Source organism: Phormidium sp. FACHB-592 (genome assembly GCF_014695795.1).
Classification (GTDB): Bacteria; Cyanobacteriota; Cyanobacteriia; order Leptolyngbyales; family Leptolyngbyaceae; genus Stenomitos.
Map to the genome: position 1 here is coordinate 165,842 of NZ_JACJOZ010000075.1, position 19,098 is coordinate 184,939.

The 19,098-nt window shown below is 49.6% G+C and carries 13 protein-coding genes; 4 read left to right on the forward strand and 9 right to left on the reverse strand.

Going from position 1 to position 19,098, the window contains the following annotated elements:
• Positions 1–98 precede the first annotated feature (98 nt).
• From rsfS to trmD, 7 genes are all read right to left on the reverse strand, one after another.
• A complete protein-coding gene (gene rsfS, locus H6F86_RS22265; RefSeq protein ID WP_190451354.1) occupies positions 99–554 on the reverse strand; it encodes a ribosome silencing factor in 456 nt (151 codons plus the stop codon).
• 82 nt (positions 555–636) lie between these two features.
• Complete coding sequence (gene yqeK, locus H6F86_RS32380; RefSeq protein ID WP_190451355.1) at positions 637–1,503, reverse strand: bis(5'-nucleosyl)-tetraphosphatase (symmetrical) YqeK; 867 nt, start codon at positions 1,501–1,503, stop codon at positions 637–639.
• Between the two features lie 352 nt (positions 1,504–1,855).
• Positions 1,856–3,364: a PilT/PilU family type 4a pilus ATPase gene (locus H6F86_RS22275; protein WP_190451357.1), complete on the reverse strand. Its 1,509-nt coding sequence runs from the start codon at positions 3,362–3,364 to the stop codon at positions 1,856–1,858.
• A 514-nt stretch (positions 3,365–3,878) separates the two neighbouring features.
• Positions 3,879–4,361: a 2-C-methyl-D-erythritol 2,4-cyclodiphosphate synthase gene (gene ispF, locus H6F86_RS22280; protein ID WP_190451680.1), complete on the reverse strand. Its 483-nt coding sequence runs from the start codon at positions 4,359–4,361 to the stop codon at positions 3,879–3,881.
• A 147-nt stretch (positions 4,362–4,508) separates the two neighbouring features.
• Positions 4,509–5,135, reverse strand: coding sequence for a DUF1517 domain-containing protein (locus tag H6F86_RS22285; protein WP_190451359.1), 627 nt, complete (start codon positions 5,133–5,135; stop codon positions 4,509–4,511).
• 212 nt (positions 5,136–5,347) lie between these two features.
• Positions 5,348–6,469: a DUF1517 domain-containing protein gene (locus tag H6F86_RS22290; protein WP_190451361.1), complete on the reverse strand. Its 1,122-nt coding sequence runs from the start codon at positions 6,467–6,469 to the stop codon at positions 5,348–5,350.
• A gap of 91 nt (positions 6,470–6,560) precedes the next feature.
• Positions 6,561–7,265: a tRNA (guanosine(37)-N1)-methyltransferase TrmD gene (gene trmD, locus H6F86_RS22295; protein WP_190451363.1), complete on the reverse strand. Its 705-nt coding sequence runs from the start codon at positions 7,263–7,265 to the stop codon at positions 6,561–6,563.
• A 445-nt stretch (positions 7,266–7,710) separates the two neighbouring features.
• On the opposite strand from trmD, the gene H6F86_RS22300 reads away from it, so the two are divergent.
• Both H6F86_RS22300 and cphA read left to right on the forward strand, forming a co-directional pair.
• Positions 7,711–8,541, forward strand: coding sequence for a cyanophycinase (locus H6F86_RS22300; protein ID WP_190451682.1), 831 nt, complete (start codon positions 7,711–7,713; stop codon positions 8,539–8,541).
• A 308-nt stretch (positions 8,542–8,849) separates the two neighbouring features.
• Complete coding sequence (gene cphA / locus H6F86_RS22305) at positions 8,850–11,573, forward strand: cyanophycin synthetase (RefSeq protein WP_190451365.1); 2,724 nt, start codon at positions 8,850–8,852, stop codon at positions 11,571–11,573.
• 235 nt (positions 11,574–11,808) lie between these two features.
• On the opposite strand, the gene H6F86_RS22310 is transcribed toward cphA, so the two are convergent.
• The gene (locus H6F86_RS22310) at positions 11,809–12,747 is read right to left on the reverse strand and encodes a hypothetical protein (protein ID WP_190451367.1); all 939 of its coding nucleotides are present in this window, start codon (positions 12,745–12,747) and stop codon (positions 11,809–11,811) included.
• Between the two features lie 532 nt (positions 12,748–13,279).
• The gene (locus H6F86_RS22315; RefSeq protein ID WP_199305419.1) at positions 13,280–15,001 is read right to left on the reverse strand and encodes a TPM domain-containing protein; all 1,722 of its coding nucleotides are present in this window, start codon (positions 14,999–15,001) and stop codon (positions 13,280–13,282) included.
• Positions 15,002–15,829: 828 nt separating this feature from the next.
• Here H6F86_RS22315 and alaS point away from each other — a divergent pair.
• Together alaS and H6F86_RS22325 are read left to right on the forward strand one after the other, a co-directional pair.
• Positions 15,830–18,457, forward strand: coding sequence for an alanine--tRNA ligase (gene alaS / locus H6F86_RS22320; RefSeq protein WP_190451371.1), 2,628 nt, complete (start codon positions 15,830–15,832; stop codon positions 18,455–18,457).
• Positions 18,458–18,498: 41 nt separating this feature from the next.
• On the forward strand, positions 18,499–19,098 hold the full coding sequence (locus H6F86_RS22325) for a Uma2 family endonuclease (protein WP_190451373.1): 600 nt from the start codon (positions 18,499–18,501) through the stop codon (positions 19,096–19,098).

Sequence of the window (19,098 nt, forward strand, 5' to 3'; positions counted from 1 at the left end):
AAGTTGGGTACTGTGAAAGATACTTTTTGGCATAGAAGGATTGTCTCTATCTTGGGACAACCCCTCTACCCTTTCTAGCACTACTGAAGCTACCCAACTTAGACGGAGGGAGAAACATGTGCCCACTGGTCGATCGCAGCAAAGTCCACTCGCTCTGCATGCCCCCAAAACGCCTCAAGGTTATAAAATTCCCGCTCTTGCGGCATCAAAATATGGACAATGACATCACCATAATCTTGCAGCGTCCAGCTTCCTTCTGACTGCCCTTCTGTACGAGTGGGAAGGCGATGCAATTCCTCTTCAACCTTGTCCTTAATGGAACCCGCGATCGCCCGTACTTGTGCCTTCGAGAAGCCCGTCACGATGACAAAATAATCTGCCAGCGTGGAAATATGTGCCACTCGTAGAAGCGTAATATCGGCACCTTTGCGATCATCAGCAGCACTAGCAGCCGCGATCGCGAGTTGCAGGCTTGGATCTTGAGCGATCGTTGCAGCGTCAACAACGGTTGTTACAGCAGCATCTAAGGAAGATTCTTGAGCGTAATTTGGCATTTAGTCTCCAGTTCTATAAAGTAGTTTTAGGCGTCAAGTAGTGGGTGAGAACGAGCCTTCCAACAGCCCCAGCCCGGAACAATTAAGGTGTGCGCGAGACAGGCAACTTCTTGTCAAATGGCTTTTTGTCAGTCAGTGCCAACGCCCAGTTGCGGGTTAGCACCATACGAGGATGAATTTGTTGAGAACGAGCTAGCAAGTGACGCAGGGACTCGTCGCAGGTTTGCCAAACGGCATGATGGAGATCTTGCTGGCTAAGACGGCGTAAGGCTTCTAGCTCCAGACTATCGCCCCGCCCTGGTTCCAGACTATCGGCTAGAAAAACGATACAGCTTAACGCACTCATGCCGGGGCAACCCAGCGTGTGATGGCGAATCGCGTCCAGCACTGCGTCATCGCCAATGCCAAATTCATCTCTAGCGACGATCGCCCCGACCGCAGCATGAAGCAAATGTGGATTGGCTAGCTCTACGGGATCGAGCGTTAGACCCTCCGCTTGTGCCATCTGGAGCAGACGCTGCGGCTTAAAGAACTTTGCCAAATCATGCGTTAAGCCTGCTAAAGCCGCCTGAGCAACATCAACCTGATGCCGTTTAGCTAACTCGGCTGACATCTGCTCAACCCGCAAAATGTGCTGCAGGCGACTGTTCGGCACATTCTTTTGCAACCAGGTAAGAATGCGCTCGCGTAAAACTGATCGTTCTGAAACCTCTTGATCTAAACCCGCAACTCCTGCAGCTAGAAGATTTGAGGCAGCGCCACATGCATCGCTGGGATGAGGTAGCGGGCGTGCTGACGCTGGGCGCTCAGGCAGAGAAGGGCGATGAACACTAGGAAGGGCAACCAATGATGCGTCATCTGAAGTCAGCTTAGCAGGCTGCTTAATAGGCTTCAGATGCTTTGCACCTGCTGCTATGGGGGAATCCAGGTTGCGATCGGATTCACGCATGCGGGTGAGAAGCTCCTAGTTTGCACCGAGAGAATTCATACCAAGAGAGAAGGTGGCTACAGACGATCGTAATCGAGGTCAAAACGGTTTAGTAGGGAAGAAATTTAGCTGACTTTATTCTAGCTCAACCCCTCCGGTTGACCTCACACCTAACATAGAACGCAACTTTTCTTTCAATTCCTACGCTTCAAGTTGTGCTTCACGACCAGACTAACTAACGCTAGAAGTTCTCATCTTGCATAAACGGTAAGCGGTGGTTTGAGCGAGCGAGCATCAGCGTAGTTAGTCTGGAATGTACTGTAGCTTGTATCTCAGAGGCAAACTGAACGTTGAATACTGCGAACTCAAGCAGCTAAGTCATTTGGTGATTGAAATAATCCGAGGTCGTGAGACCCGATCGGCTCGAGCGGCGCGTGTAGTTTTTCAGCATATAGTTCAGATCATCTGGAAAGAGGGAGGCAGCAAGTGCATCATGAGGCGTAATGACACCACCTTCATAAAGGTCGAAAAGCGCCTGATTGAGCGTTTGGCTACCGTCCTTACCTTCTTCCATCAACTGATAAATTTCGTCGGTAGCACCCTTCTGTAAATAGTCTCGAACAGTATCCGTGTTGATCATGATTTCTAGTGCAGCCGTGCGTCCACCGTGGACAGTCGGCACTAACGCTTGCGCGATTACAGCACGGAGGGCATCGACAATCTGAATCCGCACAGTTTCTTGCTCTTCAGGAGAGTAGAAGTTGAGCAGGCGCTTGAAGGCGTTGACAGAACCTTTTGTATGCAGAGTACCCAAAACAAGGTGCCCTGTAAGAGAGGCGCGAATGGCAGTATCTACCGTTTCACGATCGCGCATTTCACCAATCAAAATGATGTCTGGGTCTTGCCGTAGAGCGCCGCGCAATGCATCTTTAAATTCTTGAGTGTGCAGCCCTACTTCGCGTTGTGTCACCAACGACTCATTGGACGTGTGAACGTACTCAATCGGGTCTTCGATCGTCACAATTTTGCGGGGCAGCGTTTCATTCACATGGCGCAGCATTGCTGCCAGCGAGGTAGATTTACCAGAGTTCACCGAACCTGTCACCAAAATCAACCCTTGCCGCTCTTCTGCCAGCACGCGCAAAATATCTGGCAATCCGAGCTTCCGCAGCGTTGGCACATCCAGCGAAATCAACCGCAGCACCATCGCGCCGCCCATAATCGACTGAGAGCAATTGACCCGACACCGCACCATCCCATCATAAAGAATGGCAGTGTCCAGCTCTTGCCGTTCCTTAAATTGCTCTTGTTGGACTGGTAGCAAGACTTCTTGCAAAAATTCTTCAAACTGACGCGAAGTAACTTTACCGTACGTCTCCTGCTTGACCATCTTGCCCTGAATACGGAAGCGCACAGGCTCACCGACCTGGAGGTGAATATCAGATGCACGTTGTTTGTAAGCATCTTCAACCATGACTTGCACAGTGCCCTGACGTTGCACCGCTTGATCAGGACCATCCAGCGCGATCGCGTTGAGACTCATTGCCTCAGTACCCTGGGCAGTCGGTCCACAGTTAATGCGACCCTGCATAAAGCCAGGAATACGTACATCCATATCAAGCTTACGCACTTCCAGGTAATGCTTGAGCTGCTGGGGGGTCAACACTTCTTGGAGGTAGTGCCGAAACTGCTCTGGTGCTAGCGGAGCAAGATGCTCCTGAGGAAGTAACTTCCCGCTCATTCGATAGAACGGAGGGCGACCTGGCTGAAGATATAACGCTGTTGCACCTCGATTGTGTGCGTCTTGGATGACAAACCGAATCGATGTCGGTGCGTCAGGCTTCGATCCAGCAGAACCAGTAGAAGCGTTAATAGCAGTCATAACAAGTAGCTTCCAAAGCGAGGAGACAGTAAGCGTAAAAACCAGGACGATCCGCACTAAAACGTTGTGTCAGACCAAAGGTGAAGCATGATTAGTAAACAGACAGCACTAGGAGCATGACCATACGGGGAGGCGCAAGATAAAGAATTAGCTCAATAGAAACAGGCTTAAGCTCAATCAAAATATAATCGCCCTTTAATGATCGCCCTTTGATATTAAGACAATTGGTTTTTGTGCATCCAAGCAATCAGCAAACAAGATCATTTAACCGGACTAAACAGAGTTTCTGCAACTAAAGGAAGCAGAGAACCCTAAATTAGACTTCTTAAACTAGCACTTTCAGATGGTCAATAGGGTTTATCAATCTAGCCGTAAGGAGCTAGCCTCGATCTACACCTGCAACTTAATCTACCCCGCCAAGGTTGAGCGCTATCATATAAATTTTTAGTGAAGATTTGACGAAAGCCTTTATCGTCGCAGGCAGTCATCCATTAGCTACCTTAATCACTTCCTGTCACTGCTGCACCAACAGCACAACTGCATAAGCGGCAATGCCTTCTTCGCGTCCAGTTGCATCCAGAGTTTCATTAGTCGTAGCTTTGATGCCAACTTGATTGGGTTGCAGGTTCAGAGCTGTTGCAAGGCGATCGCGCATCGCCTTAATATGTGGCTTTAATTTCGGGCGCTCTGCCACGATTACGGAGTCAACATTGCCGATCGTCCAACCGTTGTCTTGAATCAAGCGATCGACCTGGGTTAGCATTGCCACACTGTCCGCACCTGCCCATTTAGGATCAGTGGGTGGAAAGTAGTGACCAATATCGCCTAGGCTCAAGGCACCGAGCATGGCATCCATGATGGCGTGAGTCAGCACATCGGCATCGCTATGACCTAACAACCCGAGTTCATGCTCAATGCTCACGCCCCCCAGGATAAGCGGGCGATCGCTAACCAAACGATGAATGTCGTATCCATTGCCAATCCGAATGTTAGTCATCAGCTTGCGGTGAGCGGCTTTCTGATTATATGCGGACAAGCAGCAATCAACGGCACACCAGCACTGTGAGCCACCAATTTTGAAGCCTCGACCTTGAGGCATTGCCTTAAAGAGAACCTACAGCGCTCAAGATGCCGACTGCTTCTGCTATGCAATGGGCACCAGATCTGCATAGTCGGAGGCTAGATCAGCTTCAGTCAGGCTATCGGTTACGTCTTGTGGTGTCCAGAGGAGTTCAAAGACTAGCAGGAAGCGCGATCGCAGCAGGGTAATATCTTCCAACACATCACGCAGAAGGGAGGTCGAATAAATCTCGTTAAAAAGAGGCGCATCATCCGCTGTACCAAGCAGCAGCGTCACCACGATATAAGCTGGCTGTTCGCTAGAGGAGGGTGCTACGGGCGCTTTCTGGCTCACAACTCCATTGACATTCGTTAGAGTCTCAGCACTAAATTTACTGCGCTCTTGGATTGAATACTGATTAAACAACGCTTCTGCTTGTTCGCGGCTATCTACCGTCTGTGACCCTGCTAAAACATGTGTCCAGAAATCAGCATTTTCTAGCAGTGTACTGGCTGTCTCTTGCAACAGTTCAAACAGCCCTTCTGCCGTAGCAGTATTTGCCCGTAATGCAATGTCGGAGAGTTTTGTCTGGAGGCGTTTTGCCCGCGATCGCAGCGCTACTTGAAGACGACTCACTGTCACAATATCATTTGTCAGTTCTGAATCATCAGCGCCGTCACTGTCTGACATTGCTTGCAAATCTTGTTCCATAGCACCCTATTTTTAACCCCATTCTCAAAAAGACTGACTACAAAGATGCCACTTGAAAGCGTTTGAATCGTTTGTTTTTAACGAAGTATGCGATGGAAGGATAGACGATCATAACATTAGGTTGCTCAAGACCAGACGCCCTCTAATCATTCTCCCACAATCCTTGCATCGCCCTAGTGTCAAACCGTTCCTGCTTTGCTCATGCAGTGAATCTAAAGCTGAACCATCTCTGTATACTCCGTGAGCAGTTCGTCGTAGGTGAGGCTATCAGATGACTCTTGTGGACTCCACAACAACTCAAACGCCATGAGGTTATCAGATGGCAGTGACGCTAACTGTTCTAAGGCACTAGTTAGCTCTGCCTCGGTGCGAATCCGTTCAAAAAGCTGTTGATCGTGGGTTGTGCCAACTAATAACGTCACCACGATATATGCTGCTGGATCTTCATCTGGATTCGGCTTGAACCCATCGCGTTTGTTGACTCTGCCACCTACATTGGTTAGCGTCTCAACACTAAACTTGCTACGTTCGGCGATCGAGCTTTTTTGGAAAAGGGCTTCTGCTTCCTCCCGACTTTTAACCGTTTGTGAGTCTGCCAATACGTGTGACCAGTTTTCTGGCATCCGCAACAGCGCTAAAGACGCTTCTTGAACCAGTTGTAGCAGTCCTTCTGGTGTGTCAGTATCAACCTCCAGGCTGAGGTCAGTCAGCTCAGCCTGAATATCCCTTGCCACTGCCAGCAGTGCAACCTGAATTTTGCTAACGGTGACAATATCATTGTCACGTTCGTTCTCACCAGCACTGCCCCGCATGGCTTTCACCACCAGAAACACAAGACCAAAGATGACTGCTGCCGAAACACCCAGAAAGATGAGTCCAACAATCCAGCCAAGCCCGGAGTCATCAGTTGAGGCTTGCCCATTACTAGAGCCACCGCTACGGTAACCATCGTTGCGATACGAGTCATTATAGACGCCAGGACCGACTGGCACGGGCACAATGACAGTGCCACCGCCACCATAGTTACGCTGGTAGGACGGGCTTCGATCGAATCCAGACGATCGTGAAGGGGACGAGCTTGAACCAGACGATCGTGAAGGGGACGAGCTTGAACCAGACGATCGTGAAGGGGATGAGCTTGAACCAGACGATCGCGATGGGGACGAACGGAAGGAGCCACCACCACTGCGACCACCACTGCTGCGGGCAGAGGCTTCAGCATCGAAGGTCAAACGTGCGTTGGTTGTATCAGTGGAAGGGTGCAAAGTAATTGTGCTTGCCAGCAGTGTTCCAACAGCAATGGCACAATAGCGCTGAAGTTGTGAGTGTCTCATAGATTGAAGTTGCGGCTGTAAAGCTGACCTCTGACGTTAAAGCTACCCTGCGTACTATTTTAAGCAATCAGTCTTGAGGCTGCCCTGACAGTCATGATTCTTGACTGGGCTGCGCTTCAAGCCACTGGGCATAAAGGTCAGGGCGACGATCACGGGTACGCTCAAGCTGTTGCTTTTTGCGCCACTGGGCGATCGCCTGGTGATTACCAGAAAGCAACACGTCGGGTACTGCCCATTCCCGAAAGATAGAAGGACGTGTGTATTGCGGATAATCGAGCAAACCATCCTCAAAGCTTTCTGCCTTCAGCGATTCTGCTTTGCCCACCGTACCTGGCAGCAAGCGGATAACACCGTTCAGCAATGCCAACGCTGGGATCTCGCCACAGGTGAGCACAAAATCACCGAGAGAGACTTCTCGCGTTGCCAGATGCAGCACGCGCTCATCCACCCCTTCATAGTGCCCACAGATGATTACGATCTGATCGTGGTCGATCGCCAACTGCTGGAACATTGCCTGGTGCATCGGCTCACCTTGAGGCGTCATCAAAAGCACTGCCCGTCGCGGCAAAACTGGTAACGACTCCACTGCTGCAAAGATCGGTTCTGGCTTCATCAACATCCCCACACCGCCACCGTAGGGTTCATCGTCTACCCGATGGTGTTTATCGCTCGTAAAGTCGCGTGGATTTGTGCAGTGAACAGCCGCAATCTGTCTGGTCAGCGCTTTGCCTAGCAAGCCCGAACCAAGAGGAGAGGTAAAAAAGTCGGGAAACAAGGTGACAAGATCGAAGCGCATTCCGGTTGAACTTTAAACTGTGAGCGTTGAACTGTAGACTAAAAGCACTCGACAGCCTAACACGCTTGAGCGATCGTAGAGCCACGTCTAACCTTAGTAACAGCTTTGGCGGCGTTGCCTAGCGATCCCCACTGTTAGCCTATGTCACAACTCTCTAGCATTACAATTCTCTAGCGTATGATGCCTAGGAGAACCTGATGCCGCAAGCGCAGGTTAAGCAGGGACTACGCGATCGTATCTAACGTCTTTATCCAAGTCCGTCTAATCGCTTTTGCCAAGCAAACACTATTATGAGGACAATGAGCGGTCAGGCGGCAACATGAACAATAGCAGCGTCCACACCTCAGTGATGAAACTATGGGAGCGCTGGTTTCCCACTGCCCCCGTTCCCAGTACATTTGACGTTGTAGCGTCACAAGTCGATTTTCAGCCCCTTGGAGAGAATATGCCCCAGTCTACGAAAACTGCCATTATGGTGATTGGAGGGGCAGAGGATAAAATTCACGGGAAGGAGATTCTGCACAACTTCTTTGGTCGCTCGGGGGCGGCAGAGGCTCGTATTGCTATTATTCCATCTGCGTCTCGTGAACCTGCCATTATTGGCGAACGCTACCTCACTATTTTTGGCGAGATGGGCGCTAAAGGGATAGAGGTGCTGGATATACGCGATCGCGAACAGTGTAACGATGCCCTGATGCAGAGCTATGTCGAAAACTGCACGGGTGTTTTTATGACTGGGGGCGACCAGTTACGCTTATGTGGGTTACTGGCTGATACGCCACTCATGAGGACAGTACAGCAACGCGCGCAGAAAGGCGAAATCACGCTGGCGGGCACCAGTGCAGGCGCAGCGGTCATGGGTCACTATATGATTGCTGGGGGAGGCAGCGGGGAATCGCCCAATCGATCGCTCGTTGATATGACAACGGGGCTAGGCATTATTCCCGAAGTCATCGTGGATCAACACTTTCACAACCGCAACCGTATGGCTCGCTTGATGAGCGCGATCGCTGCGTATCCCGATCGCCTGGGTATCGGCATTGATGAAGATACCTGCACGCTGTTTGAGGGCGATGGCACGCTGCAAGTGATTGGCAAAGGTACTGTGACCATTCTCGACCCAGCAGAACTGTCCTACACTAATCAGGAAAAGGTTGGTGCGACTGACCCTCTTAGCATTGGCAACCTGCGCTTACACATCTTGAGCCACAGCGATCGCTACGACCTCCGTAAACGAGTGCCATCGTTTGCTGCCTATCGTATGGCTCAGGAATAGTCTGCGACTCTGGCTTCAATTTACAGAAGGTGTACTGTGAGGCTAAAGCGTTCTTTTATAAACAAGCAATCAACGAACGTATCTTTTTCAACCATTAGCCTTTAGTTTGTAATCCCTGACAGCATGGACATTCTGGACGAGGCAAACCACCTTTTCGACTTAGAAATGTTTACAGTGAACAGTCTGAGGGGTTTTAAGAGTTTGAAACTGAGAGAGTGCTCCTTTTGGTTGTCTTTTTAGCGATAACAAAAGTTAAAAGCTGATATTTTGTTGCCCAGCCTTGGCGTTCCTCCTAAAGAATCAGTGTCATGAAAATACTCAAAGTACAGACGCTACGCGGTCCCAACTATTGGAGCATTCGCCGTCCAAAACTCGTTGTCATGCGTCTGGATCTGGAGGATCTTGCAGATAAGCCCTCCAATGTAATTCCTGGCTTCTATGAAGGACTGACAGAGGCATTGCCTAGTTTGGTCGAGCACTTTTGTTCGCCAGGTTGCCGGGGTGGCTTTCTAAGCCGTGTCCGTGAAGGCACCATGATGGGGCACATCGTTGAACATGTGGCTTTGGAGCTACAAGAGCTAGCAGGCATGGTGGTGGGCTTTGGTCGCACCCGCGAAACGGCTGACCTGGGCACGTATCAGGTTGTCTTTGAATATCAGGATGAACAGGCGGGGCGCTATGCTGCCAGGGCGGCTGTGCGTCTTTGCCAAAGCATCATCGAAACGGGACACTACCCTCAAGAGGAGCTAGCGCAAGATTTGCAAGACTTGCGATCGCTCCAGGCTGAAGCGTCACTGGGACCCAGCACCGAAACGCTGATCAAAGAAGCAGAGGCGCGCGGCATTCCCTGGGTGCAACTGAGCGCCCGCGCCATGATTCAGTTTGGCTATGGCGTACATCAGAAGCGGATTCAGGCAACGTTAAGCAATCGCACGGGCATTCTGGCGGTTGAGCTTGCCTCGGATAAAGAAGGCACCAAGCAAATTTTGCGCGAAGCAGGTGTACCAGTGCCGCGCGGTACGGTCATTGGCTACTTGGATGAACTGGAGGGGGCGATCGCGGATGTCGGCGGCTACCCGATCGTGATCAAGCCTTTGGATGGCAATCATGGACGTGGGATCACCATTAACATCATGTCCTGGGAACAGGCAGAAGCCGCCTATGACGCTGCCAAAGAAGTTTCTAGGGAAGTGATCGTCGAGCGCTTTTATCAGGGACGAGATCACCGTGTACTGGTTATCAACGGTAAGGTGGTTGCAGTAGCGGAACGGGTGCCAGCGCATGTAGTGGGTGATGGTTCCTCAACGATCAAAGCACTCATTGACCAAACGAATGAAGATCCGCTTCGGGGTGAAGGGCACGAAAACGTCTTGACGAAACTGGAGGTCGATCGCACGACCTGGCAGCTATTAGAGCAACAGGGCTACGACCTTGAGACAGTGCTGCCAGAGGGCGAAATTTTCTATCTGCGAGCGACTGCTAATTTGAGCACGGGCGGCATTGCGGTTGATCGCACCGACGATATGCACCCCGAAAACATCTGGCTGGCACAGCGCGTTGCCAAAATTATCGGACTAGATATTGCAGGAATCGATGTCGTCACACCCGATATTTCACGTCCCCTACGCGAAGTGGATGGTGTGATTGTCGAAGTCAACGCCGCTCCTGGGTTCCGGATGCACGTTAGCCCCAGTCGAGGGATTCCCCGCAACGTGGCTGAGCCAGTGTTAAGTATGCTGTTTCCGCCCGGTGCACCCAGTCGTGTGCCGATCATTGCGCTTACAGGCACAAATGGGAAGACGACTACAACGCGCTTGACGGCTCACATCTTCAAGCAAACAGGGCAAGTTGTAGGCTACACCACGACCGACGGCACCTACATTGGCGATTATTTGGTGGAACCTGGCGACAACACGGGACCCCAAAGCGCTCAACTGATTTTGCAAGATCCAACGGTGGAAGTCGCTGTACTTGAAAGCGCCAGAGGTGGCATTCTCCGCTCTGGACTGGCGTTTACAGCGTGTGATGTCGGCGTAGTGCTAAATGTCGCTGCCGATCACCTGGGTCTTGGCGACATTAACTCGATCGAACAAATGGCACAGGTCAAAGGCGTCGTCGCTGAAACGGTGATCCCAGGCGGCTACGTGGTGCTGAATGCGGATGATCCCCTGGTTGCTGCGATGGCAGATCGGGTTAAGGGTCAAATCGCTTACTTCTCCATGAACCCTGATAGTCCGCTGATTCGATCGCACACCCAGCAAGGGGGGCTGGCGGCTGTTTACGAAAATGGCTATTTGTCCATTCTTAAAGGCGATTGGACGCTGCGGATTGAGCAGGCGGTGAATGTGCCCTTGACTTTGGCAGGGCGAGCGCCGTTCATGATTGCCAATGCGCTAGCAGCAAGTTTGGCAGCCTTCGCCCAGGGTGTCCGTATTGAGGACATTCGTGAAGCGCTGATGACCTTCCAGGCTTCGACTGAGCAAACACCGGGACGGATGAATCTGGTCAACCTCGGTCGGTACCATGCGCTGGTCGATTATGCTCACAACGCCCACAGCTACGAAGCCTTGGGCGGCTTTGTGAAAAACTGGCCTGGTGAGCGTATTGGTGTGGTCGGTGGTCCGGGCGATCGCCGCGACGAAGACTTTGTGACTCTGGGTAAGCTGTCGGCACAGATGTTCGATCGCATCATCATCAAAGAAGATGACGACACACGGGGTCGACCACGCGGAGATGCCGCCAGCTTGATTACTGAAGGGATTGTGCAAGTAAAACCAGATGCTCGGTACGAAACTATTCTCGACGAAGTGACTGCCATTCACACTGCTCTGGATGCTGCTTCGCTTAATGGGTTGGTCGTCATCCTACCCGAAAGCGTCACTCGCGCCATTAGCCTGATTAACGCTCGTCGCCCGGAGGAAAAACCCTCGCCATCACCTGTAGCTGTGAAGTCAGCGGAGAATGGTCAATCGCAAGCAGTTTCAGAAGCTAACCCTGAAGGATCTGTAGAATACGTCAACTTTAGTCGCTAGCACTTGGTATGAAGGAGCCATAGCTGTGGTGAGGGAGCATAGAATTTAACTAACGCTCCCTTAGAGGGTCGATCGCTGTTTTCCCGAATATCTGCATTTCAGCTTGATGGGCAGATCATGCTGGAGTACTGCACAGAGCTACCTATAGAAAATCGCGTCAGAAAATCATTCTCTGGAAAGCTTCAAGCAGACAAACTAGCATCTCATTCGCAGGCAAGAAGTAATTGCTAACCCTTTAATACTCTTCAAAAGAATCTAATCTCCCTTGCTTCGGTTCATTAGATAAGTTTGCAGCTCTTAGCTCAAGAACTTTTAATAATGTATGCCTGGTAGAGATTAGATTATTATCTACATCATATTTCGAAACAACTCCTACTATCGCTAATACTGAATCTCCAGGAGCAAGGACAAACTCTCTATTTCTAAATCTTTCTAACCATTCAAAGTCATTAATTTTCACATCAATTGAGCCTTTTTCATCCTTAAACTCCCATTGGGAGGAGCCAAGATAATCAGGCTTTTTAACTTTTAATAACATTGTGATCTCATTAGCAAGAGTCTCTTTGGTCAATATATCCTCAATGACTCCTGGAGTAATGTCTAAACCAAGATTAAAAGGTGTTTTACTATTATCTCTACCGATATATTCAACACCATCTTTACCTTCTGTTAAATACGCAACAGCTGACTGCATTTTCTGAATGCCGAAAAGCAAGTCTTTTTTCGGAACAGGTGTGTAAATAGGCAATTCAGGTGTTGGCTTCTTTTTTGATAGAATACCAAAAATTTTCATCTGAACTTCTGTTAAGCCGACATCAGTTAATGCAGCTTTATTTCTTGTAAAATCTATAAGAGCAAACTTGCTTTCACCCAGATATTCTTCAAGCTTATGAGAATCTAAGCCCAAACTGGGAGTATTCTGAGGGAACTTAAAGGTACTTCTAATCCAAGCAATAAGAGAGCCTTTTTGGATATCCTCCAAAAGCAAGATAGGTTCAACATCTACTTGAATAGAACTGACCAGTCTTCTGTCTATGTCTTGGCAAACTTTGATAAGCTCAGCCATAGCGACAAAAACGCGAGAAGGATCTCCCTCCCTCTCATCAAAGTTAATCTTTAAGCCGAATGAGGCTTTAGACCTAGTAATCAGCCCAGCTTCTGTAAGTGCAGCCACTTATGTATTTCCAAGCATTATAAGGTTCGGGAAAGTTCGGTCACGGCTTTAAGCGATCGAACTGGTGGCAACAAATAAAACTATACTAGCCGATTGAGTCTTGCCATAGTGCGATCGTTGTTTTGCCAGCACCATCTGATCGTTTGATAGATCTAAAGCTTCAGGTATCAGAGGTTTGGGCGATCGTAGCCAAAGGACAGGTGATTGTAGTCAGTGTAAGAAAGTAGGTATAGACAGTGGTCACCCTACCGCAAGGACTTCCAGTAGCTGATATTCGTCAGCAGATATAATTTTGAAGAGCTGAGTGACCATAAGTTCTATGTCGACCTTTGGTCAAGGTATTTTAATTCATTCATTTGAACTACTACCTAACGGTATCGGCTGAGCGGTTATAAGCCACCTTTGCAACCACACTAAGATCCTCTCCGTCAGACGGGTTGCTATGCGGCTTATGAATCGCTTATGAATCAGTCAGAGAGACGCAACTTTAGTTACTTTGTCTTCCCTTATTAGGCACACCCAGGAAACTTTACTACCAACTGTTACCTGAACCACTACCACTACTGCTGCCACCGCCAAAATCGCTGCTGGTACTGCTGCTTGAACTATCAGTGGAACTCCAACTGCTGCTTGAGGACGAACTGGAACTAACCGTAGCGAGTCTAGGAATAGATATCCATCGCTCATCCACAAACGAGCAACAGTGACACCGCTTAGTTATCTGGCGCTGACCCGCATGGTGGGACGTGGCAGACTGTGTCGTTCTGGAAGTTTCCTCAACAGTTAATTCATGGCAATTCGGGCAGATCTGATAGTGACTCGATAAAATGTACGCTCGCACATGAATATTAGAAGTATCTGTTTCGGGATAACAGGTTCGGCATTGCCAGCCTGAAAACGACACGCTTCCTAAACGTTCGGCAACGCGCTCTGACTCTTGCAAAAGATGCTGAAGCTGACCAGAACTGACCCGCTCCATTGGATAGCGACATCTTGAACAGTGAGTCGGACGTTCTGATTCAGCCTGCTGAAAAAGATGAAAGTTGTTAACCCTGGAGCGCCCAATTGGGTCAATTTTCACAGCATTCTTAGGCAATGGCAAACACGGTATGGATTCCTCAGTTTGCCACTGATTTAAGCAACAGCGGCAATTATGAGTAATCAAGCTTTTTCCTTCTTGATTCCAGGTTGGCTGTTTTAGTATCTCTGAACTGTGATTGGCGGTTAGTTCATCACATATTGAACAGTGGCTAAATTGTTCTGCATCCATTACAAGCGATCGCAAATGAAATCCTCTACCATACAGTGATGTTTGACAAGGCTTACACCGCCATCCGTCATAAATCACGCTACCAAGTTGCTGAGCCATTTGCTGAGGCTCACTTAAAAAGAGCGACAGTTCACCTGCTGTCAACTGCTCCATCCGTTGTTTGCAGGTTGCACAGTGGAAGCGTTCCCGTCCTGTAATCGCCGCTTTTTCAACCCGCGATTCGCCTTCTGGTATCAACAACACTTGATTGAGGCGGCGGTAAAGCAGAATGCTGCCCACAGCTATAGTTCCTCCTCCTAATCCGCTAAGAATTGCCATGAGCAAATTGGCAGAGTCGTTTGGGTGCGCGATCGTTTCAGATTGCAGCGGTTGTAACCCAATAGAACGAGTTTGGGTGCTTTTGCTTCCGCTTGAGTTTGGCAGTGTTAGAAGAGGTTGAACAGGTTGCGCTGTGATACGAGGAGCAGCATCTTGCCTTTGGGCAGGCTGTTGGTTACTCCTTGAAGGAGAAGGAACTGCTGGCAATGGGGGCGTTACCTTCTTAGAAGGATTAGAGGAGCGATAACGGTTGACTTGAACGATAAGAGTTTTTGTACCCGCCAAAACCCCTGCGTCAAACTGGCGTCGTTTAAATTTCGGGGTAACATCCTGCTGTAGGATTGCACTTATCTGGCTATCTGGAAGTAATGTGGTAAGTCCTCTTCCAGTAATAATTTCAGTGCGGCGATCGCCCTTAGAAACCAGGAATAATACACCATTATCTTGCTTTTTTTTGCCGATACCCCAAGCATTGAACAACTCAGTTGCAAAAGCTTTTGGGTTTACGGAGGGAGAAACATCTGGCACCGTAACTACAGCAATTTCACTACTGTTTTTTGCTTCTAGTGCTGAAATCTGGCGATTCAGTTTTGCTTCCGTTTCAGGAGTAAGCATATCTGCCATATCAGTAACCCAACCGCCATAGATACGTTTAGGATTAGGCACCGATTCTATTGGAATAGCTAAGCAAATCGGTGCAATATTTATCAGAACTAAGGTCAAAGCGCTTGAGCAGAACGCTTGTCTTAACATAGGTTTATTGATTCGTTAGTGTGAGGATCGATCAGAAATTTTTACTTTTCAAGGTGATCTTCATCAAACGATTTCAAAATTACGGATTAATTGCTGGCTCAGATGAACCTTAAATATTGAGAATATCTGTATTTGTGGCGTATAACTGCCTACATACCTTATTTGGGGCATTAGTAAAGACGTTCGCAGGCTAAACTTCTTAATTTAAGTAATTAGGCTGAAACTTCGCGATCTAAAATCTCAATTGAGGAGATTAAGCTGCGTCTTGCTTGCGCACTAACCTTGTACGAGGATAGCGATTATTGCTTCTGCTTAAGCTGTCGCCACTTCCGTTCAAGCTGTCATTACTAACGAAGAAGCGATCGTTACTTATGCTCAAGCGTTTGTTACCTACGTTCAAGCAATCGTGACTTACGCTCAAGCGGTGGTAACTTCTGCACAAGCAATCGTTACTTACGCACAAGTTGTCGTTACTTACGCTAGAGCAATCGTTAGTAATGATGAAGCTATGGTTACTAACGGTAAAGCTGTGGTTACTAACGGTGAAGTTACCGTTAAGCACGTTTAGACAATCCAGCGTTCTGCCTGCGTATAAACCCGCTCTCCTGTTTCTCAGCAGTTGAGTTACAGCTTCCGCTTCACTTTGTCAGGGCACTTTGTTGGGATGTCAGGTGAAATGACAGAATCATGCGGCATCATTAAGATCAGCGAATAATTTCTTAGCAGATCCCACCACGTCTCATGGCTACTCCCTTCAGCGGCGCTCAAATTCGGCAAACCTTCCTCGACTTCTACGCAGACAAAGGGCACAAGATATTGCCCAGTGCTTCTCTGGTGCCAGAAGACCCGACGGTGCTGCTGACAATCGCCGGGATGTTGCCGTTTAAGCCCATCTTTCTGGGGCAGCGTCCGGCTGAGTTTCCTCGCGCCACCACCTCGCAGAAATGCATTCGCACCAACGACATTGAGAACGTAGGACGCACCGCACGGCACCATACCTTCTTTGAGATGTTGGGCAACTTCAGCTTTGGCGACTACTTCAAGTCGCAGGCGATCGCGTGGGCGTGGGAACTGTCTACTCAAGTCTACGGCTTACCGCCTGAACGTTTGGTCGTGAGTGTCTTTGAGGACGATGACGAAGCCTTTGCCATCTGGCGAGATGAGATTGGCATTCCAGCGCACCGGATTCAGCGCATGGGCGAGAAAGATAACTTTTGGGTGTCGGGTCCGACGGGTCCATGTGGTCCGTGTTCTGAAATTTACTACGACTTTTACCCCGAAAAAGGTGATGAACACATCGATCTGGAAGACGACACTCGGTTTATCGAGTTCTACAACCTGGTGTTCATGCAGTACAACCGGGATGCAGCAGGTAATCTGACACCGCTGGCAAACAAAAACATTGATACAGGCTTGGGACTGGAACGGATGGCGCAAATCCTCCAGAAAGCGCCCAACAACTACGAAACCGATCTGATTTTTCCCATTATTCAGAAGGCAGCGGCGATCGCTAAGCTCGACTATGCCACTGCTGACGCAACAACTCAGATTGCGCTGAAAGTCATCGGCGATCACGTCCGTGCTGTGGTGCACATGATTGCCGATGGCATCGTGGCATCCAACGAAGGCAGAGGTTATGTGCTGCGGCGGTTGATTCGGCGCGTCATTCGCTACGGTCGGTTGATTGGCATTGATGGTGAGTTTACACCCAAGGTTGCCGAAGCCGCGATCGCGCTGTCTGAGTCTGCTTATCCCAGCGTGCGCGCTATGGAGCGAACCATTAAAGTCGCCCTACAACGAGAAGAAATCAGCTTCTTGAAAACGCTCGATCGGGGTGAGAAGCTCCTGGCAGAGGTCATTGAGCAAATGGGCGCGGGTGGACAAATTTCTGGCAACGATGCCTTCACGCTTTATGACACCTTCGGCTTTCCACTAGAGCTAACCGAAGAGATTGCGGCTGAGAAGGGGTTGACCGTTGATGCCAAAGGCTTTGAAGCTGAGATGGAGCAACAACGGCGGCGCTCGCAACTAGCGCATGAAACGATCGACCTCACTGCTCTAGGCACACTAGATCATCTGGCAGACCATATTGAGCAAACCGAGTTTTTGGGCTATACCCAACCAGCAACTGACGCAGCAGTGCAGGTCTTAATGGTCAATGGCAAGCCCAGACAAACCGTTGAGGCTGGCACCGATGTACAGGTCGTGCTGGATAAAACGCCCTTTTATGCTGAGTCGGGTGGGCAGATTGGCGATCGCGGCTATCTTTCTGGTGATGATGTCCTGGTGCGGATTGAGGATGTGCAAAAAGAATCTGCCTTCTTCGTCCATTACGGTCGCATCGAGCGGGGCACCCTGCATACAGGCGATGCCGTCACGGCGCAAATTGATCTTGCCTGCCGTCGTCGCGCTCAGGCACATCACACCGCTACCCACCTCTTACAATCGGCGCTAAAAAAGCTGGTAGACGACAACATTTCTCAAGCGGGTTCGTTGGTGTCCTTCGATCGTCTCCGCTTCGACTTCCACTGCCCTCGTCCGCTTACACCCGACGAAATCCAACAGGTTGAAGATCAGGTCAACACCTGGGTTGCCGAAGCGCATCATGCTCAAACATCAATCCTACCGATCGCAGAAGCAAAAGCGAAAGGCGCGATCGCCATGTTTGGTGAAAAATACGGCAGCGAAGTCCGCGTACTGGACGTAGCAGGCGTATCAATGGAACTGTGCGGCGGCACTCATGTGAGCAACACGGCTGAAATCGGTCTGTTCAAAATCGTCTCCGAAACAGGCGTAGCAGCCGGCGTTCGTCGCATTGAAGCTATTGCGGGACCTGCCGTGCTGGAGTATCTGAATGTACGCGATGCCGTTGTGCGCGACTTGAGCGATCGCTTTAAGGTTAAGCCTGAAGAGATTAGCGATCGCATCACTACCCTGCAAACCGAACTCAAAACTACTCAAAAGCAACTCGAAACCGTCAAAGGTCAGCTTGCTCTTGCCAAAGCCGATAGCCTGCTGGCACAAGCCGAAGCCGTGGGTGAGTTCCACATTCTGATCGCGCAACTCGATGGCGTTGACCCTGAATCGCTTAAAACGGCTGCGGAACAGCTTCAGCAAAAGCTGACCAACGGTGCAGTTGTGCTTGGCTCTGTGCCCGAACCCGATAAGGTCAGTCTCGTCGCTGCGTTCAGCCCTGCTGTCATTCAAAAAGGCTTACAGGCTGGGAAACTAGTGGGCGCGATCGCCAAGCTCACAGGCGGCGGCGGCGGCGGACGACCCAACCTCGCCCAAGCAGGCGGACGTGATGCCAGCAAGTTACCTGAAGCACTCGAAGAAGCGAAGAACCAGTTACGCTCTGGACTGAGTTAGGTTAGTCGCTCACTATATTCCCCAGGCATTCTATAGCTGTCATGACACCACAAATCCTGGAAAAACCGTCTTCAACCCAAGAGCAACGGCTTCTCTTGCCCGGTTGGCATAGCTGGCAAGAGTTCAAGGCGATTCAAACCCTGATGGAAGAAGTGCCTGGAGTGCGGCTAACCTATCTGGATGGGTTTATTGAACTTATGACGATCGGCGAACCTCACGAATTACTCAAAAAAGCAATCTCGATTCTGTTGGAAGTTTATTTCTTCGAGATGGGCATTGAATTTGTACCTGTTGGCAGTGCAACTCGTGAAGTAGAAGGGCAAAAAGTTTCGTTTGAGCCAGATGAATCCTATTACATCGGTGGGAAGGGAAGTAAAGAGCATCCTGATCTTGCGATCGAAGTCATTATCACCAGCGGAAATATCAAGAAATTAGCGAAATACAAGCGGTTGGAAATCTCTGAAGTCTGGTTTTGGGAAGACAATAGCCTCTCTCTTTACCGGTGGCGTGAGCAGGATTACGAAGCCATTTCTCGCAGTGAATTTTTGCCGAAGTTAAATATTGATTTGCTAGTGCGCTGTGTGCTGATGCCATCTCGACTGGAAGCCAGAAACGAATTTCTTAAGGGGATTCAACGTTAA